Origin of the sequence: Wolbachia endosymbiont (group A) of Nomada flava, from assembly GCF_964027055.1 — a bacterium.
In the GTDB taxonomy this organism is placed as follows: domain Bacteria; phylum Pseudomonadota; class Alphaproteobacteria; order Rickettsiales; family Anaplasmataceae; genus Wolbachia; species Wolbachia pipientis.
The window spans coordinates 1,277,158-1,302,256 of the sequence record NZ_OZ034725.1; the positions used below are offsets into that span (position 1 = coordinate 1,277,158).

General features: G+C 36.1%; 25 protein-coding genes and 2 tRNA genes. 19 read left to right on the forward strand and 8 right to left on the reverse strand.

The features are described from left to right. Position 1: 1 nt before the first annotated feature. The 6 genes from AAGD70_RS06675 (at position 2) to AAGD70_RS06700 (ending at position 2,801) form a co-directional block, all read left to right on the forward strand. On the forward strand, positions 2–646 hold the full coding sequence (locus AAGD70_RS06675; RefSeq protein ID WP_065094789.1) for an alpha/beta hydrolase: 645 nt from the start codon (positions 2–4) through the stop codon (positions 644–646). A gap of 5 nt (positions 647–651) precedes the next feature. Beyond that, positions 652–1,467 carry an SDR family oxidoreductase gene (locus AAGD70_RS06680; protein WP_065094788.1) on the forward strand — a complete coding sequence of 272 codons (816 nt, stop codon included), beginning with the start codon at positions 652–654 and terminating at the stop codon, positions 1,465–1,467. A gap of 232 nt (positions 1,468–1,699) precedes the next feature. Then, positions 1,700–1,963: a transposase gene (locus AAGD70_RS06685; RefSeq protein ID WP_244663059.1), complete on the forward strand. Its 264-nt coding sequence runs from the start codon at positions 1,700–1,702 to the stop codon at positions 1,961–1,963. Positions 1,964–2,140: 177 nt separating this feature from the next. Next, positions 2,141–2,437: an IS3 family transposase gene (locus AAGD70_RS06690; RefSeq protein ID WP_094189604.1), complete on the forward strand. Its 297-nt coding sequence runs from the start codon at positions 2,141–2,143 to the stop codon at positions 2,435–2,437. 3 nt (positions 2,438–2,440) lie between these two features. Then, positions 2,441–2,602, forward strand: coding sequence for a DDE-type integrase/transposase/recombinase (locus tag AAGD70_RS06695; protein ID WP_010082071.1), 162 nt, complete (start codon positions 2,441–2,443; stop codon positions 2,600–2,602). Beyond that, positions 2,595–2,801 carry an IS3 family transposase gene (locus AAGD70_RS06700; protein ID WP_341814083.1) on the forward strand — a complete coding sequence of 69 codons (207 nt, stop codon included), beginning with the start codon at positions 2,595–2,597 and terminating at the stop codon, positions 2,799–2,801. Before AAGD70_RS06695 ends, AAGD70_RS06700 begins: the two co-directional genes overlap by 8 nt. Here the strand turns inward: AAGD70_RS06700 and AAGD70_RS06705 are convergent. Continuing rightward, a protein-coding gene (locus AAGD70_RS06705; RefSeq protein ID WP_341814070.1) for an IS5 family transposase occupies positions 2,781–3,613 on the reverse strand; the annotation gives its coding sequence in 2 pieces (ribosomal slippage) (positions 2,781–3,247 and positions 3,247–3,613; 834 coding nt in all). The two genes, AAGD70_RS06700 and AAGD70_RS06705, sit on opposite strands and share 21 nt — an antisense overlap. A 136-nt stretch (positions 3,614–3,749) precedes the next feature. Here AAGD70_RS06705 and AAGD70_RS06710 point away from each other — a divergent pair. From AAGD70_RS06710 to sucD, 4 genes are all read left to right on the forward strand, one after another. Next, positions 3,750–3,823 (forward strand) — tRNA-Pro (locus AAGD70_RS06710). Positions 3,824–4,022: 199 nt separating this feature from the next. Beyond that, positions 4,023–4,223, forward strand: coding sequence for a 30S ribosomal protein S21 (gene rpsU, locus AAGD70_RS06715; RefSeq protein ID WP_006279819.1), 201 nt, complete (start codon positions 4,023–4,025; stop codon positions 4,221–4,223). Between the two features lie 37 nt (positions 4,224–4,260). Next, entirely contained in the window at positions 4,261–5,412 is a 1,152-nt protein-coding gene (sucC, locus tag AAGD70_RS06720; RefSeq protein WP_065094447.1) for an ADP-forming succinate--CoA ligase subunit beta, read from the forward strand. A 3-nt stretch (positions 5,413–5,415) separates the two neighbouring features. Then, the gene (sucD, locus tag AAGD70_RS06725; protein WP_065094448.1) at positions 5,416–6,291 is read left to right on the forward strand and encodes a succinate--CoA ligase subunit alpha; all 876 of its coding nucleotides are present in this window, start codon (positions 5,416–5,418) and stop codon (positions 6,289–6,291) included. An 8-nt stretch (positions 6,292–6,299) separates the two neighbouring features. Here sucD and dapF read toward each other — a convergent pair whose 3' ends face one another. Further along, complete coding sequence (gene dapF, locus AAGD70_RS06730) at positions 6,300–7,088, reverse strand: diaminopimelate epimerase (RefSeq protein WP_174525398.1); 789 nt, start codon at positions 7,086–7,088, stop codon at positions 6,300–6,302. Further along, on the reverse strand, positions 7,069–7,656 hold the full coding sequence (locus tag AAGD70_RS06735; protein ID WP_065094450.1) for a nitroreductase family protein: 588 nt from the start codon (positions 7,654–7,656) through the stop codon (positions 7,069–7,071). The genes dapF and AAGD70_RS06735 overlap by 20 nt, the downstream gene beginning before the upstream one ends. Positions 7,657–7,741: 85 nt before the next feature. On the opposite strand from AAGD70_RS06735, the gene AAGD70_RS06740 reads away from it, so the two are divergent. The 6 genes from AAGD70_RS06740 to petA all read left to right on the forward strand — a co-directional run bounded on the left by AAGD70_RS06740 (position 7,742) and on the right by petA (position 13,724). After that, entirely contained in the window at positions 7,742–8,269 is a 528-nt protein-coding gene (locus tag AAGD70_RS06740) for a biotin transporter BioY (protein WP_065094451.1), read from the forward strand. After that, positions 8,266–8,655, forward strand: a complete 390-nt coding sequence (locus AAGD70_RS06745; protein WP_065094452.1) for a DUF1284 domain-containing protein — start codon at positions 8,266–8,268, stop codon at positions 8,653–8,655. Before AAGD70_RS06740 ends, AAGD70_RS06745 begins: the two co-directional genes overlap by 4 nt. A gap of 168 nt (positions 8,656–8,823) precedes the next feature. Continuing rightward, a complete protein-coding gene (locus AAGD70_RS06750) occupies positions 8,824–9,699 on the forward strand; it encodes a tetratricopeptide repeat protein (protein ID WP_065094453.1) in 876 nt (291 codons plus the stop codon). A gap of 505 nt (positions 9,700–10,204) precedes the next feature. After that, a tRNA-Val gene (locus AAGD70_RS06755) sits at positions 10,205–10,277 on the forward strand. 52 nt (positions 10,278–10,329) lie between these two features. Then, complete coding sequence (gene gyrA, locus AAGD70_RS06760; RefSeq protein ID WP_065094454.1) at positions 10,330–13,032, forward strand: DNA topoisomerase (ATP-hydrolyzing) subunit A; 2,703 nt, start codon at positions 10,330–10,332, stop codon at positions 13,030–13,032. A 92-nt stretch (positions 13,033–13,124) separates the two neighbouring features. Then, positions 13,125–13,724, forward strand: coding sequence for a ubiquinol-cytochrome c reductase iron-sulfur subunit (petA, locus tag AAGD70_RS06765; RefSeq protein ID WP_065094455.1), 600 nt, complete (start codon positions 13,125–13,127; stop codon positions 13,722–13,724). 9 nt (positions 13,725–13,733) lie between these two features. On the opposite strand, the gene priA is transcribed toward petA, so the two are convergent. Next, on the reverse strand, positions 13,734–16,058 hold the full coding sequence (priA, locus tag AAGD70_RS06770; protein ID WP_410541899.1) for a primosomal protein N': 2,325 nt from the start codon (positions 16,056–16,058) through the stop codon (positions 13,734–13,736). Between the two features lie 162 nt (positions 16,059–16,220). On the opposite strand from priA, the gene AAGD70_RS06775 reads away from it, so the two are divergent. Further along, on the forward strand, positions 16,221–19,097 hold the full coding sequence (locus tag AAGD70_RS06775) for an ankyrin repeat domain-containing protein (RefSeq protein ID WP_082941371.1): 2,877 nt from the start codon (positions 16,221–16,223) through the stop codon (positions 19,095–19,097). Between the two features lie 72 nt (positions 19,098–19,169). On the opposite strand, the gene thyX is transcribed toward AAGD70_RS06775, so the two are convergent. The 4 genes from thyX to acpP all read right to left on the reverse strand — a co-directional run bounded on the left by thyX (position 19,170) and on the right by acpP (position 22,979). Beyond that, positions 19,170–20,024, reverse strand: coding sequence for an FAD-dependent thymidylate synthase (gene thyX, locus AAGD70_RS06780; protein ID WP_065095284.1), 855 nt, complete (start codon positions 20,022–20,024; stop codon positions 19,170–19,172). A 9-nt stretch (positions 20,025–20,033) separates the two neighbouring features. Then, complete coding sequence (gene murA / locus AAGD70_RS06785) at positions 20,034–21,311, reverse strand: UDP-N-acetylglucosamine 1-carboxyvinyltransferase (RefSeq protein WP_065094458.1); 1,278 nt, start codon at positions 21,309–21,311, stop codon at positions 20,034–20,036. 122 nt (positions 21,312–21,433) lie between these two features. Then, entirely contained in the window at positions 21,434–22,705 is a 1,272-nt protein-coding gene (fabF, locus tag AAGD70_RS06790) for a beta-ketoacyl-ACP synthase II (protein ID WP_065094459.1), read from the reverse strand. Positions 22,706–22,718: 13 nt separating this feature from the next. Beyond that, a complete protein-coding gene (gene acpP, locus AAGD70_RS06795; protein ID WP_006279836.1) occupies positions 22,719–22,979 on the reverse strand; it encodes an acyl carrier protein in 261 nt (86 codons plus the stop codon). A gap of 145 nt (positions 22,980–23,124) precedes the next feature. Between acpP and AAGD70_RS06800 the strand changes: the two genes are divergently transcribed. Beyond that, a complete protein-coding gene (locus AAGD70_RS06800; RefSeq protein WP_065095283.1) occupies positions 23,125–24,132 on the forward strand; it encodes a polyprenyl synthetase family protein in 1,008 nt (335 codons plus the stop codon). Next, complete coding sequence (locus tag AAGD70_RS06805; protein WP_065094461.1) at positions 24,125–25,048, forward strand: FKBP-type peptidyl-prolyl cis-trans isomerase; 924 nt, start codon at positions 24,125–24,127, stop codon at positions 25,046–25,048. Before AAGD70_RS06800 ends, AAGD70_RS06805 begins: the two co-directional genes overlap by 8 nt. Positions 25,049–25,099: the final 51 nt, after the last annotated feature.

A 25,099-nucleotide genomic window follows, 5' to 3' on the forward strand; every position in this document is an offset into this window, starting at 1 on the left:
GATGATTAAACTTAACGGCCCAGAAATTTGTGCAGATGGAAATAAGAAAAATTTGATTATTTTTTTACATGGTTGGGGCTCAAGTGGTGATAATTTTGTTCACCTTGCTAAAGTTATGAGCAAGTTTTTACTGGGTTCATGTTTTGTAGCACCCAATGCTCCGTTTAAGAGAGAAATAGGTGACGGTTATCAGTGGTTCAGCTTGGAAGATCGTAGTGAGGAGGCGCTATATAATGGAGTAAAAAATGCTACATCAATTGTAAATCATTTCATTGATACAAAATTAAAGGAGCTTAATTTAAAAGATACGCAACTTTCTTTAGTTGGATTTTCTCAAGGAGCAATGCTTGCAATACATACAGCTCTTACCCGCTCTCAATCCTGTGCATCAGTTGTTGCATACTCTGGTAGGTTTCTTTCACCTTCAAAAGCTGCACCAGAGATCAAATCAAAACCTAACATATGTGTTATCCATGGTGATGCTGACGACGTGGTACCTTTTTCGTCTCTCGACTTAGCGGTTAAAGCTTTGAAAGAAAATGGAATAAATGTTGAAGGGCACCCAATTCATGGATTAGGGCATATTATTAATGAAGAGGGGATAAAATTAGGAGTAGAATTTATCAAGAAGAACTTTAAAAATTAATTTTCATGCACTTGTTTTGCTTTGGTTATGGATATGTAGCTAAATTTTTATCGAAAAAATTACTGAACTTAGGTTGGAAAGTCAGTGGCACATCAAGAAGTAAAAATATACAAAATGTAATCCTCTTTAATTATGAGAAAGTTAGTCAAGATCTGCTTAAAAGCGCAACGCACGTTTTAATTTCTATTCCTCCAGATGGCGATGATGTTGTGGAGAGATACAGTGATTGCCTGCAAAATGTCAAATGGTTCGGTTATTTGTCTGCAACTAGCGTCTATGGTGATCACTCTGGTAATTGGGTGAATGAGGAATCTGAAACACAACCTATAGAAATCAGAGGAGAAAAGCGCCTTAAATCTGAAAAGAAGTGGCTAAATAGCAGATTGCCTGTACATATTTTTCGCTTAGCTGGAATATACGGCCCTAATAGGAACGTGTTAATTGACTTGCAGCTTGGCAAAGCAAGAAATGTGAAAAAGGAAGGGCATTTTTTTTCTCGTATTCACGTTGAAGATATATCGAATATTCTATTTTCTTCCATGCAAAACATAAAACCTGGTGAAATATACAATTGTGCAGACGATTTACCCACTACACAATCTGAAGTGGTAATGTATGCAACCAAACTTCTCAATGTTAGCCCTCCAGAGCCAATTGAGGTTTCTTCCTTACCAGATTATGCACAGAGTTTTTATTTAGGATCAAAAAAAGTAAGTAATGTTAAAATTAAAAAAGATCTTAATGTCTCTCTAATTTACCCTAACTACAAGGTGGGATTAGAAAGTTTGCATGTAAAAAAAACTGAAATCACATCAGAATGATAGATAGGCTTATTGTCACTGCCATTAAGTTAAGGAAAGAATGGTTAAAAACTGAACTAAAAAGTCAGAAATAATTAAGGATTTATGACAAATGCTGAAACAGAATAGAGTAAACTTTAAAGCAGATAAACTCTGAAGTGTAAATTACTTAAGAAATAGTGACCTTACCCAGAAAAAGTGGAGAGAAAGAAAAGAGTTTTTTCGGGTAAAATAAAATTTTGGAGGATTAGAAATGGCAAGAGAATATACGGCAGAATTCAAATTGGAAGCTGTTAAACTGGCAAATGAACAAAGAAAGGCAGGTCAAACAATTACAAAAATAGCAAAGGATTTAGGAATAAAGGGTGGTTTATTAGGAAAATGGATAAAGAAACACAACGAAAAAAAGTCGGCAGCAGATGCATTTCCAGGTAGAGGTAACATGGCTCCTTACGACAAAGAGAGGTTTGATTTACAAAGAGAGTTAGCAAGAGTAACAAGGAAAAGAGACATTTAAAAAAAAGCCCTGGCCAGTCAAAAAGAGTAAAATATTTTTTTATAAAAGAGCATAGTAACTGCTATAAAGTACAGGAATTATGTAGGATTTTCTGCTAGTGGCTACTATAAGTGGACCACAAGAAAAATAAGCAGTAGAGAATCAGCAAATAAAGAGCTACTCGCAGCTATTCAAAAAATATATCAAGTTTCTAAATGTAGATATGGAGCTCCTAAAATTCATGCTGAATTGAAGGCTTTGGGTAAAAGTTGCAATTTGAAAACGGTGCAAAGTATTATGCAGAAAAATGACATCAGGGCTATACTGAGAAGAAAGTTTAAAATTAAAAAACAACAAACAGATAATAGAGCTGTAGCTCCCAATATACTAGATCAAAACTTTATTGTTGATCAACCAAATAAAGTATGGGATTACTTACATCAAAACCAAGGAGGGATGGCTATATTTGGCAGCAATAATTCTCACGTATGGTAGTTAATGAGTAGTGCAATAAATAAACAATTGGTTATGAACTCTTTATTAATGGCCATTAATAGGCGTAAACCTGTTAAAAATCTACTGCTGCACAGTGACCAAGGTTCACAATATACTGCGCAAGGGTATCAATATCTCTTAGCTGTAAAGAATATAGATGAGTAATAAAGGCTGTTGTTACGACAATTCTGTTGCAGAAAGCTTCTTTAGCTCATTGAAAAGAGAAATACTTATTGATACTTCACAACACTCTGCTCAACAAACTAGAACTGCAATATTTGAATACATAGAAATTTTTATAACAAACAACGTCACTATTAGAGGTTGTCCACAAACCAGTAAATCAAGCATATTCCCTACTTAACATAACTTTACTCATAGCCAGATATATGAAACTTTCAGTAGATGTTGTAAGTAAATCGTACTCCTTTGATAGCCTTCTATTTCTATTGATCCAAGCAAAAGTCCTCTCTACCACCCACCTTCTCGGCTGTACTGAAAATCCAGGATCCCGTTGTGGCAATAGTTCTAGTGGTGTATCTTTATGCACCCAAAACCTACATGGAGGCCTTTTGACAATTTCAATATCTATCCCATATTCTCTCTTTACGTAATCCTTTAAATATTTTCCTTGGTATCCCATATCAGCCCACATTTTCTTAATATTGCTGTATTTTTCCTTCATATCGTCCAATGCCATCTTCACCCCATCTCTGTCATTTTCGCTTGCAGCTCCTACATAGCAACCAAGCACAAATCCTTGAGTATCTGTGATTATATGTCTTTTTCTCCCCTTTACCTTTTTCGCACCATCATAACCTTTGACCCCCCTTTTTCCGTGGTTTTTACCGATTGACTGTCCACTATGCATGCGCTCGGCTCCTCATTTCTTCCCATTTTTGACCTACTATATTTAGTGATATCATAGTTCATTTTCTCAAAAATTCCCTGCTTTTTCCATCTTCTAAACTGTTCATGCACAGCCTTCCACGGCGGAAAATCGTGTGGTAAATAGCACCATTGACATCCTGTGCGCAGTATATAAAGAATTGCATTTACTATCTCACACTTACTGTATTTTGGTGGCCTTCCTCCTTTCTTGTACGATACTCTGAAGTGTTTTTCTATTCTTGCCCATTCCCTTTTACTTAAATCTGTTGGATATTTTTTCCTCATCTCTTACCTCAATATTCTTTCTTTATATACTACGTATTCCTTGGTTTGTGGACAACCTCTTATATTATATTTTTTCTAAAATAAACAAATGAACCTTGCATTTTGCCTGAATTATTGATAGCCTGAGTAAAGAAGTCGGGGCGTAGCGCAGCCTGGTAGCGCATTTGGTTTGGGACCAAAGGGTCGGGAGTTCAAATCTCTCCGCCCCGATGTTAGTATAATTGTAAGAACGCTGTAACATAAGAGCAATCTCCATCAGTAAGCAAGTAGCTGACACTGGAATGACATTATTCACCATGTAAATTATGGCATATTACATTTTAACGCTCAAGTTTATAAAATAATTGACAATGTTAATTTTCTAATTTATAAATAGATTTTGAAATGATTACCGAAGGAGGTATAGAGTTTGATAGAAGTATCAGTCCATTATGGTGATGTAGACAGAGCTCTTCCAGTATTGAAAAAAACAATTCAAAAGGAAGGAAGAGGGTTGAAAATGAAAAAACAATATCATGAAAAAAAATCAGAAAAAAGAGCTAAAAAGAAAGCTGAAGCTAAAAAAAAGAGGTACCAACAAGAGTGCAGAAGGCAGCGTTATGGTTGGTAGTTTGTACTCAAGTTAATAGTTTATCATTGGTTATTTTATGAATATTCACGAATATCAAGCGAAAGAAGTGTTGCATAAATTTAATGTCCCAGTGCCAAAAGGTTTTGTTGCTACATCTGCGGAAGAAGTAAAGACTCAAGTAAGTCAATTAAAATCTGACGTGTTTGTAGTTAAAGCTCAAATTCATGCAGGTGGTAGGGGTAAAGCCGGTGGCGTAAAGCTAGCAAAGTCAGTTGAAGAAGCTCAACAGTTTGTAAAGGACATGATTGGTATGACTTTAGTTACTCATCAAACAGGGCCAAGTGGGCAGCAAGTAAGAAAAGTGTACGTTGAAGAAGGCTCAAGCATTAAGAAAGAGTATTATTTAAGCCTGGTAATCGACCCGAAGCTCAGTAGGCCAATATTCATATTTTCCTCAGAAGGTGGAATGGACATCGAAGAAGTGGCAAAAAATTCTCCTGCAAAAATTGTGAAATTTGATATTGATTCTGCTACAAGTTTTGATAGCAGCAAGTTAAGCAGCAGTTTTCATTTGAGTCCAGAACAAATAGAAAAGATATCGAACATTGCAAAAAAAATATATGATGCGTTTATTGCAACTGACGCGAGCCAAATTGAAATTAATCCACTGGTTGAAACAAATTCTGGAGATTTTATTGCGCTCGATGCGAAAATTAATTTCGATGATAATGCTTTATATCGTCACCCAGAAATTATGGAACTTCGTGATTATGATGAAGAAGTGAAAGAAGAGATAGAGGCTTCAAAGTATGGGCTCAGTTACATCAAAATGGATGGCAGTATTGGTTGCATGGTAAATGGTGCAGGTCTTGCTATGGCAACAATGGATATAATAAAATACTACGGAGCAGAGCCTGCTAACTTTTTGGATGTTGGTGGTGGAGCGAGTAAAGAAACTGTAACTGAAGCATTTAAAATCATATTGTCTGATAGCAACGTAAGAGGAATTTTGGTTAATATATTTGGTGGTATAATGCGTTGCGATATTATCGCAAGTGGAATTGTTGCGGCTGCAAAAGAAATGAGTATTAAAGTTCCTTTAGTGGTTAGGTTATCAGGTACTAATTTTGAGGAAGGAAAAAAAATCTTAGAAGAGTCAGGATTAAATATTATTGCTGCAGATGAACTGGGTGATGCTGCGCAAAAGATAGTAAAAGAGGTAAAATAAAGCATGTCCGTTTTAGTAAATAAAGATACAAGATTAATATGCCAGGGTTTTACTGGTGCACAAGGTACGTTTCATTCAGAGCAAGCTATTGACTACGGGACGAAAATGGTTGGCGGTGTAACTCCTGGAAAGGGTGGTAGCACTCACCTTAGTTTACCAGTTTTTAATACTGTAGCAGAAGCCAAAGAAAAAACCGGTGCAAATGCTACAGTTATATATGTACCTGCTAAATTTGCTGCTGCTGCAATACTTGAAGCAATAGATGCAAAAATAGAATTGATAGTTTGTATTACAGAGGGCATTCCTATACTTGATATGGTGAAAGTTAAGCGCGCGCTTGTTGATTCAAAAAGTCGATTGGTTGGTCCCAACTGCCCGGGAATTATTACGCCTGAAGAGTGCAAAATAGGAATTATGCCTGGCCATATCCATAAGCGTGGACACATAGGAATTATGTCTCGCTCTGGAACTTTAACTTACGAAGCAGTAGCACAAACAACTGCTGTTGGTCTTGGTCAATCCACATGTATCGGAATTGGGGGGGATCCAGTTCATGGTATGACATTTGTTGACTGTATGGAGCTCTTTTTAAAAGATGACGATACTCATGGTATTGTAGTTATTGGTGAAATAGGTGGAAACGAAGAAGAAGATGTATCACATTTTGTGAAAACAGAAAAAACTAAAAAGCCAATCGTTGGTTTTGTAGCAGGTCAAACGGCACCTCCAGGAAGACGTATGGGACACGCTGGAGCAATCATCTCTTCCAGCGGTGGAAGTGCTGGTGCAAAACTAGAAGTTATGCGGAGTGCCGGGATTGCAATTGCTGAAACCCCTGCAGTGATTGGTAAGAAGGTATTGGAAGTAATGCATCACTAGAATTAGGGTCACAAAAACCCTATATCACCGGTCATGAATACGTTATTTGCCCATTCGATTAATAACTTACCTCCTGGTAAATTTACTGAAGTCTGTTGGGCAGCCAGATATCCACGTAGTGTGGATGCAACAAGTGCTGCACAGGCTGCACTACCGCATGATGCAGTAATGCCTGTACCTCTTTCCCAAACTCTTAAAGCTATTTCTCCAGACTTTTCAACTTGTGCAATACTAATATTAATTTTCTGAGGAAATAATACGTGATTTTCCAGCTTTGGTCCTAAACTTTGCAATGGTATTTCATTTACATTATCAACAAAGAAAACTATGTGAGGATTACCAATATTTACTGCAACAGGATCTTTTAGCATTTCAAGCTCTATAGGTAAGTGAAGAGTGTCACATTGAGTAGACAAGGGAATTTCATGCCATTTTAGCAAAGGTTTACCCATGTTAACCTTTATGGATTTATCACCCACTTTAAAACACTCTAAAATGCGTTTGTTTACCAGCTCAATAGTGATATACTCAGTACCTTTTTCTGACATTATCAAATATCCAACACAGCGTGCTGCGTTTCCGCACATTTCAGCTCGACTGCCATCAGCATTATAGATATGCATAAAACAGTCTGCAGCATTAGACATTGTTATAATTATCACTTGATCACAACTGCTTTGATCAGCAATTTGTCTATGGTTCCAGTCTAAATTGTTTGTTGAACGTGAGTCTATGATAACGAAGTTGTTACCAGTGCCGTGCATTTTGATAAAATTTTCAGGACCTTGGCCACTCATCATAAAAAAATATTTCTTCTATTGGTCTCCTTTTTTTCTTACTTGTTTCAGCGCCCTCTTCTTCGTAACCAACCGCTATCACTGACATTACATTAAAATCATCGGATATGTTGAATCTTTCTACTATTTTATCTCTATCAAATCCACCCATTTGATGAGCCATTAAGTTCATAGCTGCAGCCTGTAGCATAAGTGCATAATTTGCTGCACCAGTATCGTGATTAGCCCAAAAATTTTCACCTTTGTCAGATTTACGGAAATTCTTAGCGCTTAGAGATATAATTAGTATTTGTGCATCTTTTGCCCATTTTTGATTAGATTCATCAAGGCAATTTAGCAGCTTTTCCCATGCGCTTTGATTGTTCTGTTTGTTGCATATTACGTATCTCCAGGGTTCATCACCAAAACATGAGGGAGTCAGCCTTACAGCTTCCATTAAAATATCCATGTCTTCCTGAGATATTGCTCTTGTAGGATCGTATGAACGTCCGCTGTGTCTTGCTTTCATCAACGATAATAGATCTTGTTTACTCATCATTTTTAATTTAATAGTGCATAAATAATTCATTGTAGCACAATATAAGCAAAATTTAAATTGCAAAACCTCTCATATACATATATTACATTTAATAAGTTATTTTTATTGGGGAAGTATGTTTATAACACAATCTAGCAACAGATCAACACTGGCTGAAATATTGTCTTGCGTTTTACTTTTATTCTTGATGGCTCAAATAAGCATACCATTGCAGCCTGTGCCTATCACATTGCAAACTTTAGGAGTAATGCTTATTGGGCTTAAATTTAACCGCAGAACAGCATTCTATTCTGTGCTTACATATCTATCACTTGGTGCAGCAGGATTGCCTGTTCTTGCAAATTTTTCTGGTGGTTATCACGCTCTCCTTGGACCAACAGGTGGATATTTAATTGGCTGTTTAGCTGCTGTTATGGTAATGAGCAAAGTAAATGAATTACTGAACTCTAAGTATAAATCATTTGTATGTAATTCTTTAAGTTGTCTGGCTGGTACAGTTATAATCTTTATTTGTGGTGTTAGTTGGCTTGCTGTTTACTTGGGTCTAGAACAAGCAATAATGGTGGGTGTTTTACCATTTATCCTTCCTGGTTTGATAAAAATTTTTCTACTTGTAGCAGCTTTGCAATATTTGAAAAAATGATAAAATTTCGCCCTCATCATTTTATGTGCACCCTCGCGTTTCGGGGATATGGGTATTCTCAGGGTTTTGTAGAAAATTATAGGAAGATAGCAAGTGAAGTGGTTAGTACTCAAATCGAAGTAGTTGGTAACCTTGATAGTATTTGTAGTGCTTGCCCAAACCAGACTAAACAAGGTAAATGCACCGAACAAGCTAAAGTTTTAGAGCTAGATAGAAGGCATATGGAAATTTTAGGAATTAAAATTGGCGAGACTTTGACCTGGAGTGAAGCGGTAGAAGAGATTAGGGAGAAAATGTCTTTAGAGAAATTCGAGTACGCATGTGAGGGGTGCAACTGGCAGCCATATGGAATATGTAAAAATGCCCTTTTAAATCTACAAAGGTAGTTGACAAAATGTTAAGATAAATTGAAGCATTTTTGTGGAAATAAAGCGAAATATGGAAGACAAAAGATAAATGCATTCTGAAAAGCTACACAGCATGTTCGTCCCACTAATTAATAATATCTTTATTATTGTATGAGATAGGTAATTTAGCATTTATGAATTTGTAATGTGTTACGCATAGCTCAAAGAAATAAGGTTTACTGGTTATACGCTGCAGCCAATGCCACAACACTAGGACCTATGTTTATCTGCATGTTAATTTGCGTTGTGATTTTATGGAGGTCTTCTGTTACCTATGCTAGTGAAAATTTGGAGATACAGAAGGCCTTCGATAATGTTGTCAAGCATATAAAAGCTGATAAAAAATATAAAGATCTTGATGTTATTGAGAGAAAAAGTGACAAATTTAATATCAAAATTTCGCAGAATTCTGGCAAGAGTTTTGACATATACTCTACTTTAAAAAAAGCAAAAGATTCCTTTGAGTTAGGAGATAATGAAACAGCTATTTCTCTCCTTAATCAGATTATCGCAAAGTTTCCTTATCATAAAAATGCTTTGATTGGACTAGGGAATATTTATTACGCTAATAAAGAATACAAAAAAGCTGTAGAGATTTACACAAAACTGTTAAAAGAATACCCTAGTAACCCTTACATATTAAAAAATTTTCTGACAATAATCTCACAATATGATCCTGATCTGGCGTTGAGTGAAATGTTAAAATTGTATGATATACATAAAAATTATGCTCCTTTATTAGCAAATTTAGGTCTGATTTATATGAAAAAGGAGGATTATGTAAAAGGTAAAGAGTATATGACAACTGCTATTTCTCTTGATGAAAACAATATTTTTTATACCTATAATCTAGCTGTTATTCTAGATAAACTTTCAGATTTTCAAAATGCTACAATATTCTACTTAAAGTTGTTAAACATGGCTACAACTTCGAAAGATGTGAGTGAAAAAATACCTTTATACAAAGTGACAGCAAGACTAAAATTTATAAAACTTCACAGCACGCACTCAAAGATTTCATAAAAGCTTATAGCTTACCTAAATCTAATTTATCGTATCTGTTCAAGGGAGTGGCTAATGTGCAAATATTGAAGCAAAGTGTGTGACACACAGCTGTACGAACATTTGTTTGCAAAGGTAATTTGCACAACAAATGCATAACTGTACGAACATTGTGATTTTGGCCCATCAGGAGGGTGTCATCCCAGTGCTTGACACTGGGATCCAGGAATTTTATTAAGTTGGCGAGCATAAAAATAGCTGTTTTATGTTAAAATACAACGTTTTAATGATTATGAAAAAGCTGGATTCCAGTGTCAAGCACTGGAATGACACCATTCTTTTTTCTGGATCCCAGTGTCGGCTACTTGGATGACACCATTTATTGTAAGGACTTACCTCACATTTACTCTATGATTATCTTTTTAGATCACCTTGTCTACCTATTTTGCCACTCTGCTGAACGGATACAATTTATTGCTATTTTTGTTTACAATAATAATATTGAGCTATAGAATTACATCTAAAGGGGCAATTAGCTCAGCTGGTAGAGCATCTCGTTTACACCGAGGAGGTCGGCAGTTCAAGTCTGTCATTGCCCATTTGCTTAACTGAATGTTAGTATTATTAATTACTTCAATTAAAGTATAGAAAATGCAGGATAATATAGTACCAATCTCAATAGTAAAAGAGCTGGAAGATTCTTATCTCTCCTACGCAATGAGCGTTATCATAAGCCGTGCTATACCTGACGTGCGGGATGGATTTAAACCTGTTCATAGGCGCATATTATATGCAATGTCAAGAGCTGGATTCGATGCCGGTAAGCCATATAAAAAAGCAGCTCGTATAGTTGGGGACGTAATGGGGAAATATCACCCACATGGTGATGCAGCTATTTACGATTCCTTGGTTAGAATGGCCCAAGATTTCTCTCTTCTTTTACCACTTGTTGATGGGCAAGGTAACTTTGGTTCGATAGACGGAGATCCACCAGCTTCAATGCGATACACAGAAGCAAGACTTCAAAAAGTGTCGCACTTTTTACTGAATGATATTGATGAAGATACAGTTGATTTTAGGCCAAACTACGATGGAAATGAAACAGAGCCTGTTGTGCTGCCTGCAGAGTTTCCGAATCTATTGGTAAACGGTGCAAGTGGTGTTGCAGTTGGTATGGCAACCAATATTCCTTCTCACAACCTTGGAGAAATAATAGATGCTTGTATGTTATATGTAGATAATCCTGAAGTGACTTTGGATGAGTTACTTGAAGTGATGCCAGGGCCGGATTTCCCAACTGGGGGAACAATTCTTGGCAGGTCTGGAATAAGATCAGCGTTTGCCACAGGTCGTGGATCAATTGTTGTGCAAGGCAAGACTCACATAGAAGACCTGCCGCAAGATAGGCAAGCAATAGTGATTGATGAAATACCTTACCAAGTAAATAAAGTAAAATTAATTGAGAAGATAGGTGAGCTTGTAAAAGAAAAAAGAATTGATGGCATAACAGAGATTAGGGATGAGTCCGATAAGTCTGGTATTAGAGTAGTAATTGACCTCAGAAGAAATGCTGAAGCAAGTTTTATACTTAATCAAATATTGGGACTTACTCCATTAAGAAGCAGTTTTAGTGTTAACACTTTAGTGCTCAATAACAACAGGCCTGCTTTGATGTCGTTAAAAGAAATCATAGCTGCTTTTGTTGACTTTAGAAAAGAAGTGTTAATCAGGAGAACAGAATTTCGTCTAAGAAAAACGAGAGAAAAAGCTCATATATATATAGGGCTCTACATTGCGGTCCTCAGCATAGATGAAGTGATAAAAATCATCCGCGGTGCAAAAGATCCTGCGGAAGCAAGTAGAGAACTTTTAAATAAAGAATGGAAAACTTCGAATGAAATCAACACTATTATTGAGTTGATTTCAGATAGCGCAAGTTTTTTGAAAGATGGAGTGTATAGATTAACTGAGCTACAAATTAAGGCTATCCTTGATATGAAACTGCAGCGTTTAACAGGCCTTGAAAAAGACAAATTAGAAGCTGAGCTAAGTTCAATGATCAACCTGATAAAAGAATATATCGCTTTTCTTGGCTCAGAAGAGAAGTTGATGAAAGAAATAAAAAACAATTTACAAGAAATAAAGAACAGATTTGCCGTACCACGAAAGACTGCAATAGAGGAATCAGATACGGACATTGAAGCTGAAGATCTAATTCCACAAGAGGATATGGTGATAACCGTAACTATGAATGGTTATATCAAGCGTGTGAAGCTTTCTCATTATAGAACTCAGCGTCGTGGTGGAAAAGGAAAGCTAGGACAAGGATTAAAAGAAGAGGATGTAACCACAAAATTGTTTGTTGGGAATACCCACACTAGTGTTTTGTTCTTCTCTAACATTGGTCGAGTTTATAGATTAAAAGTTTATAAATTACCTCTTGCAGAGCCAACTGCACGTGGAAGAGCGCTTGTTAATATATTCCCGCTTAGCGATGGTGAAACTATAACTAATATCATGCCGTTGCCAAGTGAAAATGATGAGAATCAAAACATAGTTTTTGCTACTGCCTATGGAAACATAAGGCGTAACTCCTTAGCGGACTTTCACTATATTCCAAGCAATGGAAAAATAGCAATAAAGCTCGATGAAGGAGACAAATTAATATCGGTTAAAGTATGCAATGCAATTGATCATGTTTTTCTTTCAACAAGATTCGGCAAAAGTATCAGATTTATTGTAAGTGATGTGCGTCAATTTAAAAGTCGCAATTCAGATGGCGTAAGAGGTATCAAACTTGCAAAGAATGACAGCGTGATATCCATGACCATATTAAATGGGATAGGTGTAGCAACAGAAACAAAAGAACTTTACTTAAAAGTTCCACTTGCAAAAAGACTGGGAACTGCAATTAATAACTCCATTGATTCTAAATTGGAAAAGACTTTAAATGATTTAGGAATAGATAACGAATTATTCTTAAAACTTGCAGTGAATGAGGAGTTTATATTAACTATTACTGAAAATGGCTTTGGTAAAAGAACTTCTGCGTATGAGTATAGAGTAACTAACAGGGGTGGTGTTGGTATCACCAATATTCTTACTACTAGCAGAAATGGTAATGTTGTTGCTAGTTTTCCAGTTGAGCAGGGTGATAATATAATGCTTATTACAGATAAAGGAAAGTTAATTCGTATTTCAGTAAATGATATCAGGATTGCAGGACGTAGCACTCAGGGAGTAACTCTATTTAAAACAGAAAGTAGAGAAAAGGTGGTGTCAGTAGCGAAAATTGAAGATCCTGATTCCACTGAAGATAGTATTTCTGAAGTTGAAAACTCTATCGCTTCTTAACCGTAGTATAGGTTAAACAAAAAGCGCAAGTTTTTGTTGATTAATACGCAGTATTTAATTTAAAATATATACTTATGGCTGAGTAAAGATCAATGGACAAAAATTTAACTAAAAATAAAAAACCACTGGCAAACAAAGAGGATAAAAAAACACCTCCTGTTAAAGATCTTACTAAAAATAAGAGTAGGAGAGATTTTATAACATTAACTACATGCGCTATGGCAGGTATAGGAGCTGCAAGTGGACTTTGGCCACTGGTTAAGTCTATGAATCCTTCTGCTGAAGTTTTAGCAACTTCCACAGTGGAGGTGAATTTGTCTGGAATCCAGGAAGGACACGGAGTAAAAGTAAAGTGGCAAGGTAAACCAGTATTCATTCGTAGACGCACAAAGCAAGAAATTGAGACTGCAAGAGCTGTGAATGTAAAGAACTTGAGGGACCCTGAGTCAGATGATCAAAGAGTACGCGAAGGAAAAGACGAATGGTTAATCATGATCGGAATATGTACACACCTTGGGTGTGTACCGGTTGACCACGCTACAAGAGATGGTAATGGTTGGTTCTGTCCTTGCCACGGTTCATATTATGACACATCAGGCCGAGTAATTGGGGGACCCGCACCAAAAAATATGACTGTACCTGATTATTTTTTTCCCAGTGAGAATGTTGTGGTAATTGGCAAGAAGGCTTAACGGAACTTGTTAAAAAAAACTCACAGGATCAACATCTATTATCACTGCAATACTCGAATTCAAGTTACAATTTTTAATCCAATATTTCAGCTTTTTTTGTATAGATAAACTGTGTTTATTGTGTATTTTTAGCAACACCCTATACCGATACTTATTATTTAAAAAATTTATCGCTGCTGGTGATGGGCCGAGAATTTCAAATTCCTTTTTGTCTGCACCTACATTTTTTTCCTGGATACAAGTAGTTGAGCTACTTGAATGACGGAGAAGAGATTTTACTATTTCATTCGCTGCTTTTTGTGTCGCAATCTGATTCTTACCACAAATTATAAGCGCTATTAATCTGCTAAATGGTGGCATTTTGGCTTCACGTCTTGACTTAAGTTCAATTTCATAAAATGAGTCCCTTTTTTGATGCAGCAATGCTTTTATTATTGAACTTTCAGGGTTATTGGTTTGCACTATTACCACTCCTTTTTCATTAAACCTTCCTGATCTGCCTGCAACTTGGTGCAATAATTGATACGTCTTTTCCGCTGCTCTTAAATCAGAATTTTCGAGACTCAAATCTGCATTTATTACTCCAACCAAAGTTAATTTGGGAAAATTGTGCCCTTTAGCAATTATTTGTGTGCCGATTATAATGTTCACCTCTTCTTTCAACACTAAGTCAATTACGTTACTAACCGACTTCTGATCGCTGCTTATCATCGCAGTTTTTGCGTTTGGTATTAATTTCACCATTTCTTCAAGCAACCTTTCAATTCCTATGCCGTAGAGGGACAATGGCTGTTTACTTTGGCAATTAGAGCATTTCTCTGGAAGTTTTAATTGATAAGAGCAATGATGGCACAAAAGAGCATTTTTTTTCTTGTGATATGTAAGCCAAACAGCACAATTTAAGCAGGAAATTTTATATCCACACTTTTTACAAATTGCCAGTTGTGCATACCCTCTGCGGTTTAGAAAAAGCATAACCTGCTGTTTTTTCTCTATGGTTTGTTTGATGCTTTCAAAAAGCTCAGAGGAGATCCATTGCTTGTTGTTCCTCATATCCACTACTTTAATGAGTGGCAATTCTGCACCACCAAATCGTTTAGTTAGCTTTACATGATTGTAATTCCCGTTTTTAACATGATGAATCGTTTCAAGCAGTGGAGTAGCTGATGATAAAATAATCGGAATATTTTCAAATTTGGCTAAGATTATCGCCATATCTCGAGCATTATATATAATTCCCTGTTCTTGTTTAAAAGATGAGTCGTGCTCTTCATCAACGATAATCAATTTTAGGTTTTTATAAGGCAAAAAAAGCGCTGACCGTGCACCAATAATTATCTGCGCATTTCCATTCGCTATACTGAGCCAATTATTCCGGCGAGTTTTTGGAGTAAGCCCTGAGTGCCATTCAACTAAGTTTTTTGATATCTGACCGCGAACACGATTTACCAATTGTGAAGTTAAAACAATTTCAGGTAGGAGGATTAAAACTTGTGCATTACCTTCTCCTGATGTCATTTCAACATGTTCTGGTGTCATACTAGTACGTGGCAAAGACGGTATGCTAAATGTTACAGTGGGTTTTGCCTTGAGTACAAAGGTGTCATTCCAGTGCTTGACACTGGAATCCAGGAATTTTGACTGTAAATTAGGTATTGGTCTTAAGTTAAAATAAACATTTGTAATGAGGTTATATGAAAAACTGGATCCCAGTGTCAGGCTACTCGGATAACACCCTCTTGGTAGACCCAAATCACAATGTTCGTACAGTTGTGTCTCTGGGCACTGGGATGGTAAAGTCTGAGCAGCATTTGGAACGGCAGTGTAATTCTTAATCAATTGTGCAATCACAGAGAGATAAACTTCGGTTTTTCCAGACCCGGTCTCACCGTCAAGCAAAGTCACTGAATATTCGTTCAAATTGCTGATTATTTTATCACTAGCTATCTGCTGTTCAGGGCTTAATTGGCAACTTATTTCACTTGTTTCCTGCTTTTGTTCAACACAAACCAATTTATCTATGTGATTTACTTTTAACACTCCTCCCATTATCACTTTGGCAAGCATACCAATAGGTATTAAATTGTATTGTGCAACCCACTCTGCAAATGCAATCAATTTTGGTCTAATATTTGGTAAATCGATTTTTTGCTCAATAAATTTTAATTCTCGGTTACTTTTATCACTGTATTTCCAAACTATTCCGATTAAGCGTTTTTTGCCAAATGGCACCACTACGTAATCTCCAAGTAAAATCTCAGTATTTTCCTCAATTGCATATGAAAATAACTGATCAATTGGAAGTGGTAGTAATACGTCAACTGTTTTTGCCATAGTGATTGAGTTTAACATTGTTTTAAAGAGCTTGTAACTTTATTAAGCTTGGCAATATAGATGAATCGGTACAGAGAAAATCTTAACGTTTAACACATTTTTCATAGTACAGACCGTATGATTGATAAATAAAATGATTTATAGAATTTGTGGAGGCTACCAATGGTCAACGACAAGATTACTTTGAACTTTGAAATAGAAAAAGGCGAACCTATAGATCGATACTACTTTTCTGCACATATAAAGCTTACAGATGAAAGCAAAAATCTTTTGCGGGAGAAGCTTGGCAGTACAATTCAATTCGATAATCTAGATGATCACTTCAATCTTAACCATGAGAATTTTTATATCTACTACAACAAATATAGTGAGCACAATGGTAGAAGTGAGCTACACGTTAGGGATGATAACGGTAAATATTTAACCTCCAATCTTCCACTTAATTACTATGGATTCTCAATGGAACTATCACCTGACGGAGCGTCAATTGCAGATTATGGTTTTTATCCTCTGTATGCAATCTATAACCCAAATCACTATGATAAAGCAAAGGAAAAAGTATTTGATGATCACGGTGAATTGTCACCAATTGCATCAAATGTGTTAGATAATTTTTTAAGCAACACAAATAGCTTAACCACACAAGAGATGTTTTTACAGCTGCAAAATAAAGCTACTGAAAAAGAGGAGAAATTGATAAGAGAGAAAAGACAAGCAGAAGAAGAATTAGATCAAAAGAATGAGGAATTAAAGGAGTTCATAGAAAAAGGTGAAATTACCTTGTTTAAAGTGGTAAAAGGTAATGATTTAGGTAATGGGCGTTCAGCAGTAGTTTTACAACTTGATGGGGAAGAAGGTGACAAGATACCTCTCGACTCTAGTAAATACTACATAGCAGAGTATAGACACCACCCAGAATGGGAAGGCGATGAATATTTAAATTTTGTTAGCCCTGATAGTGATATGCTGGTTAATTATGAAAACTTATTTTTTGTGCTCAATCAAAGCTCCTACTCCGGCTTTGAAAGTGGGTTTTATTCAGCAGACAGCACTGATCCCTATAATTACGCTAAATATTCAAAGGAACCATATTTAAGTGGTGATCAGCTATCTGAAAAATTATCTAATGAGTTGGAGGAAGATAGTAATCAGATAGATGCAGAAGTTATGTTTAATGATCAACCTATGAACGAAGAAGTTACAGTGAAAAGTGAAGTCAAATCTAGAAAGAAAAGGGCAGTTGATGAGGATAATAAGAAAAACGTTATAGAAGATGTAAATAAGGCAGATGAAAACGGTTCAACACTTTTGCACTCTGCTGCTTCATTGGGAGATTTAAGTAAGATAGTAACGCTTATAGAACACAATGCATATATTGATGCAAGAGACCATAACGGACAAACACCACTACATTATGCTATTAAATCAGGAAATACAGAAATAGCAAAATATCTTATCGATCAAGGTGCAAATCTCAATTCTCAAGATATTTATTACGAAGGAACTGATTACTCTTGTTTTAAGACACCTTTGCACTATGCCATAAAATCGGGAAATATGGAAATAGTTGAATACTTAGTGGAACGTGGTGCAAATCCTAATATTCCAGATGCTCACAATCTCAGGCCGCTCGACTATGCTATAAAGAACACAGCTTTAGTAAAATATCTTGTGGACAATGGTGCAGATCTTAATGTACGTAATCCGATATTCCATTTTGTTAAGCTAGGTGACCTGGATATGGTAGAATATTTAGCTCAACATGGTGCAGATCTTAATGTCAAAAACACCTCTGCTCAAACACTACTACATTATGCTATTGAACTCAAACATACAGAGATAGCTAAATACTTAATAGATCACAATGTAGATATTAACACTCGAGATATTAGTTCTGGTAAATCTCCATTACATTTTGCCATGAGCATGAAAAATATGGAAGTAGTTAAATATCTCATAGAGCACAATGCGAATATTGATGCTCAGGATGGCTACGGTTTAACACCTTTACACCTTGCTGTTAATTTAGGAAATCAAGAGATATTAGAATACTTAATAAAGAATAATGCAAATATTGATGTTCGAGATAGTGAAGGCTGGACACCACTTATTCATGCAGTAAGGCATGGGCAATTGGACAAAGTAAAGTATCTGATAAAGAATGGAGCTGATATTAATGTTGTGGATAAAGAAGGAGATACATTGTTTGATCATGCTATGTTTTGTATAAAAGATGCAAGACTGCACAAAAATGTGGCAGATAGTAAAAAATATGGTAATAACGATTCTTATTATCAAGAGCTTTCAAAAAAAGCTGCAATTTTGGAGAAGACTGGAGAGGATATGCTTAACTATCTCAAAAAACTTACTAACAATACTATGGAAGAAGAAGAATCTAACTATATAGATCAAATGCAAGCGGATGATAGCAGCAGTTATAAACCAGCTTTGCAAAGCAATCGTGATGATTATGCCGATACGAAAAAAGCTCTGCAGGAGAAATTGCATGGAGATGAAATACGCAAGCAAAGTAATGAGAAAGCTCAAAAAGATATGGAAGTAAAAAAAGTAACTGTAGAAAATGACAGTAGCAATAATAAAATTGAAAAACAAGCAAAACCAACAGAAGATGAACAGGAAACTGTTATGGCAAGTGTGATAGAAAACATGGATAAAAATTCTGATATTGAAGCAGAAACTTCTAACAGCGTTGCAAATTCACAACATCCCTTAAAAATAAAGACAGGAAGTCCTCTTGAAGTGGGAAAGTATAAGGTGGAGCTGCAAGTGACATATGATGATGTAAAGAATTTTTATGATACCGTACGTGGTAAATATCATGCTGGCGATGGATATAACCGTGAGCAAGTAATGGTTTTATATAATGGAATTGTTAGGCCAGCTCACAATCATCATTACGAGCAATTTACTCTTGATGAAGCACATGTTGCTAATGATCACCTGTTTATCAAGGGTCAGGATTTTGGAACTCTAAATGATTTTAATGAGATGTTCTATAAAAGTGATGAGTTAATGTGATGTAAAAAGCAAGATTCAATCTGGTGAACGAGAGTTAACTGACAGAGGAGATTGACGCGTATGCCTTTGTCTTTAAGATTGTTTATCAAGTATAGACATCAGCTCGTCCCATTCTCTTTTACCAATATTACTTTCTTCTCTAGTAACGTTTTCCCCTTTAATTAATTTACGAATTATGTCTAAACCAGTTCTTGAAATACAAGCTGATTCTAGGCAATATTCAACAAAGGCATTGTAGGCCAATGGGACCCACTTCTTTATTATATCCAGCATAACTTCTGCATAAACTCTGATTTCATATTGGGCATGCTTATCAGCTCTAAGCTTCAAAAAATGAAGGAGATTATGCAGGTCTATTTTCCAATAAAATTGCGTGTAGTAATTAAGCATTAGGTTAGTTCGGGCAATTTCTCTTGCAAGCCCCTGCTCAATAAATTTTTCATAATGAGAATATACTAAATTAGAGTCATTTGTTAGAGAATCTATTATTTCCTTTGAGGTATCTGGATCAAAAGCTTCCCCGCTACCTTGTTTATTATTGTCAGATTGTTTTGCAACTTGTTCTGGTTTAGGTGTATAAAATTCATTATCAAGTATTGAATACCTTGCTGAATATTCATTCACATTTGCAGTTCTATGCCTTATCCATTGCCTTGCAACAAAAATTGGAAGTTTCACGTGAAACTTAATTTCACACATTTCAAATGGAGTTGTATGATGATGTCTCATTAAATACTTTATAAGTGCTTCATCCTGACTTATCTGTTTTGTTCCCTTGCCATAAGAAACACGAGCAGCTTGAACTATAGCGCTATCAGAGCCCATATAATCCATTACTCGAATAAATCCATGATCTAGTACCTTATGCTCCTCGTACAGAATTTCATCTATTTCTTTCACTGTGACTCGTTTAGTTGTTTCATTCATAGTATGTCCTCAAGATGAAATGGAGATATCAGCTCCACATGAATTGAGTTTTTCGTGCATTGCTTCATATCCTCTCCATAAATGATGCGAATTGTTTATTATAGTTTCTCCACTGGCTACCAAAGAAATAAGTATCAAAGCTGCTGTTGACCTTAAATCAGTGGCACATAGATTAGCTCCAGATAAGCTTTTTATTCCACTTATAGTAGCTTTGCTTTTCTCGATGCTGATATTAGCGCCTAACTTTCTCAATTCATCTGCATGTGCAAATCTGTTTTCAAAAATGTTCTCTTCAATTACTGATATCCCATCAGCGATGCACATTGCAGACATCAGTTGTGGTTGCATATCACTGGGGAAATTTGGATAAGGGTTTGTTGCAATGTTAGCAGACCTAATAGAGCAATTTTTTCTGGAAATCATAACCCCCTCATTATATGGTTCAACATTAGCCCCTATAGCTTTCAATTCATTCACAATACATCTTATATCAGATAGACTTACTCCTTCTAACTCCAACTTACCACCGGTTATTATAGCAGCTAGTGCATAGGTGCCTGCTTCTATGCGATCTGGTATTATTTTATGAACACATCCATTTAATGCTTCAACTCCTGTTATTGTGATCCTTGTATCACTAATCTCAATATTAGCACCCATTTTCTTTAGGAACTCTATTAAATCAAGAACTTCCGGCTCTGTTGCAGCATTGTTTATTATTGTCACTCCTTCTGCAAGTGTTGCTGCCATTATTATATTTTCTGTTGCACCAACGCTTATTTTCTCAAGTGTAACTTCTTTTCCTTGTAGCTTTCCTTTCACTGTTGCAATTATATTACAGCCTTCAACTTCAATTTTAGCTCCCATTTCTTCTAATGCTTTGATATGCATATCAACGGGACGCTTTCCGATATTGCATCCACCAGGAAAGACTGTTGTGATTTTACCAAATCTACTAAGCATTGGACCCAATATTAGAAAAGAAGTTCTTAGCTTACTTGCGGTTTTATATGGCATCACGTGATTGTTGATATTGCTGCAGTCAATTTTCAAAGTATGGTTCGCTTTATAATTTTTATTGTGCATAAAGTTCACTTCTGCTCCAAGACTTTCAAGCAACTTAGACATTAGATGCACATCAATTAAATCAGGTACATTATGCAAAATTACCGGGAAGCTACTCAATAGACTTGCTGCCATTATTGGTAAAATAGCATTCTTTGAACCATTGATCTTGATTTTTCCAACCAGGGGTTTGTAGTTATTTCTTATTAATATCTTGTGCATTTAATTAAGCTAGATCTTACCAAATAAGTATAGTAAATCGACAGTAAAAGGCAAATTACAGATAATATAGCTATCACAGATCATAATGTTCGTACATTTTAGCTATTCAGCAGCAGAATTGATTACACTTGTCCAAAGATGAGCGATGCATTAGTGCCACCAAAACCAAACGAATTAGAAAGCGCATATTGAATTTTATGCTCCTGAGCTTTAAACGGTACAAAATTTAAATCACATCCTTCTGAAGGTTTATGTAAATTTAAGGTTGGCGGAATAATTCCATTATTTAACGCAAGAATACTGAATATTGCTTCAACGCTCCCTGCAGCACCAAGTAAATGTCCTATAGAAGATTTAGTTGAAGAAACAGGTATTTTATAAACGTAGTCACCGAATAACTGTTTCATTGCTATTACTTCAATTTTATCTCCAAGTGGTGTTGAAGTTCCATGTGCATTGATATACCCTACTTGATCGGGATTAATTTGTGCACTCTTTAAAGCAAGCTGCATTGCCTTAAATGCGCCTCTTCCTTCTGGATGTGGTGCTGTAATGTGGTGCGCATCTCCTGTGAGTCCGTACCCAACCAGTTCAGCATGTATTTTTGCCCCCCTTTTTTTTGCATGTTCGTATTCATCCAGCACCAATATACCTGCTCCTTCACCCATGACAAATCCATCGCGTTCTTCATCCCATGGCCTTGAAGCTTCTTCCGGTTTATCGTTAAATTTAGTTGATAACGCCTTCATAGATGCAAAACCTGCAATTCCAACTCTACACAGTGCACTTTCTGCTCCACCTGCAATCATAACATCCGCTTCACCAAGTTTTATAGTTCTTGCTGAGTTTATGATTGCATGCGCACCTGTTGCACATGCGGTTACTGCTGAATCGTTTGGACCTGTAAATTCGTATTTAATAGAAATATGGCCAGATATCAAATTTATTAGACTTGCAGGGACAAAAAATGGACTGACACGTCTGGGCCCTTTTTCCTGCATGGTAATAACATTTTCCTGAATTGACGGAAGACCACCTATACCAGAGCCAATAGTCACACCAACACGTTCCCGATTGATATTTTGGCTTTCCAAAATTAATGAATCATCTACTGCCTGAATAGCTGCTGCAATACCGTAATGGATAAAACGATCTGTCCTTTTTGAGTCTTTCTCAGAAATATAATCTAGTGGATTGAAATGGTGCTTAATGTTGTCTGATTGCAACGGCACCTGCCCTGCAACCTTGCAAGCAAGATCAGAAGAGTCAAATCTATCTGTATTGATTGCTTTTATGCCAGACTCACTTTTTATTAGCCTTGACCAAGTGTTGTCAACATCTGCCGCTAGTGGAGTGATTAAACCAACACCAGTGACTACTACTCTTCTGCTCATTTAACACTAACTATTAGCCTTTTTTATTATTAATGTACTCAACTATTTGCTCCATAGTTTCCATTTTTTGTGCATCTTCATCTGGAATTTCTATTCCGAACTCTTCTTCTGCTGCCATGATGATTTCAACTGCATCTAAACTGTCTGTACCATGCTCCGAAAGCTTTGAAGAGCTGTTGAATTTCTCTACATCCTTACTAATGTGCTCTAGTATAATCTTTTTCACTTTTTCTTCTATGTCTTCTCTAGTGCTCTTTGCTAGTTCGCTATTCACATTTCTTACCAAAAAAATAACCTATTCTTTGATGTTATAAAAAATTTTTATGTTTGCAATATCTTTTATAACTGGTAAACTACAGTAAAGTTTTCTACTGCCCTAGCTGGCTAGCGTTACGTGCTAAACAATTAACAATTCAAAAATGCTAGACGAAACAACAAAAAATTTGCTTATTGTAGAAATAAATAAACTTTTACCAGAAAATAGCGAGAATAAGCTTATATCAGCTATGCGTTATATACTCCTTGCTCCTGCAAAACATATACGCTCCTTTTTAGTCGTAGCTTCATCGCGAGTGTTTAACGCGGAAGCTAAAAAAGTAATATCAGTTGCTGCAGCCATTGAATTTGTTCATGCTTACTCTCTAATTCACGATGATTTACCATGCATGGACAACAGTGATACTCGCAGAAGCCAGCTAAGCTGCCATAAAAAATTTGATGAAGCAACAGCAGTGCTTGCCGGAGATGCACTACTTACTCTGGCTTTTGAGGTATTATCTTCGTTAAATGAGAAACGCTGTGAGATCATAAAAGTTCTTTCTCAGGCAATAGGAATGAGGGGAATGGTGGGAGGACAGGCTTTAGATATTAACAGTGAGCATATAGATTTTAGCCCCCAACCCTCTGTCATTCAAGTAGCGGACACTGGGATCCAGAAGGCTTTGCCTACAAGCATTTCGTGCAAAAAGCCATGCGATGGTGGAGCTGAACATGAAATGGATTCCAGTGTCAGCTACTTGCATGACACCCTTTCTACCTTAAAACCACAACATTCGTACGGCTGTATGTATAACGCTGGAATGACGTCGGGCCAAGCTGATAAAATAAAAGAAATTCATTTGATGAAAACCGCAAAACTATTTGCAGCTTCATGTGAAATAGGTGCTATAATAGGGGGTGCTACAGATGAACAACGGAGAGCATTATATAACTATGGAATAAATCTAGGGCTTATCTTTCAAGCTAAGGATGATATTGAAGACTACGAACAAGATAAAACAAATAATCTTATGTCTGTACTTGGTAAAAGTGAAGTAGAGGACTATATAGACGGCCTCTTTAAACAAGGCTTGGATAATTTGAGTGCGCTTTCAGGGGGTACTAATTATTTATATGATTTATTGAATCAAGTAAAGAAAGATGGTTAGAAAAATTATATTACAAATGCTTATTTCCGTAGTAATGATTCTCACTTTAACTTCTGCTTTTGTGTTTACTATTGTCTATATAAACAAAGGTAAACCGGAAAAAAAGGACAAGCTTTATGAGATAAATGCCACGCATGGTGGTTTGATACAGACGATAGCACATTACCTAGTGAAGCCAATACTTGAATCAGCACTTGACCGCTATATTGAAAAGCATGGGCTAACAGAATATTTAGAAGAAATGACGCAGCAAAAAGAAGAAGATTCGATAAATTTTTATGAAATTACTGAAGGCAGTGGCAGCAAGGCTTTCTGTGGCCTGGAAGTCCTATTGCAAATATATAAAATTTCTAATAATAACTCAGCAACACTCCCTAGCAGAGTTTCCGATGTTACTTTGAAAATAGGTCAAGATGACCTAAAAGAAGTGAGTTTAGGGGTAATAGGTATGAAAGAAGGCGGAGAGCGTGTAGTTACTATTGCCAATGATAACAAAATGAATTTTAATTCTTATTACGTCAAACTGATCGAAGTAAAGGATAAATATCCCGACTCAGTAAATAATCTGATGGTTTTTAATGACTTAATTAACAAGACTGGAAAACAAGTAAGGTGCGGTGATGAGATATCGGTTAAATATAGCGTAAAGGAGCATAATGGGGAATATATAGTCAAAGATCAAACAGTGCAATTTAGGGTTGGCGATAAAAAAATACCACTTGCTATAGAGCTTGGAGTTGTGGGAATGAGAGCTGGTAATAAAAGAACTATTCTTTCTCCGCCTGACCTTTTGACTATTACTGACGATATGTTAATAAAAGACATAGATTATGATGAAGAAAATATCTCAATAATTGACTTAAGCTTAGATGTTAAGCAAGAGGTCGCAGCACACCATTCTACTGTTGAAAAATAGCCTAAAGAATATAGCTGAAATTTTAGGTCTACTGGCTAATCTTCTGAACAC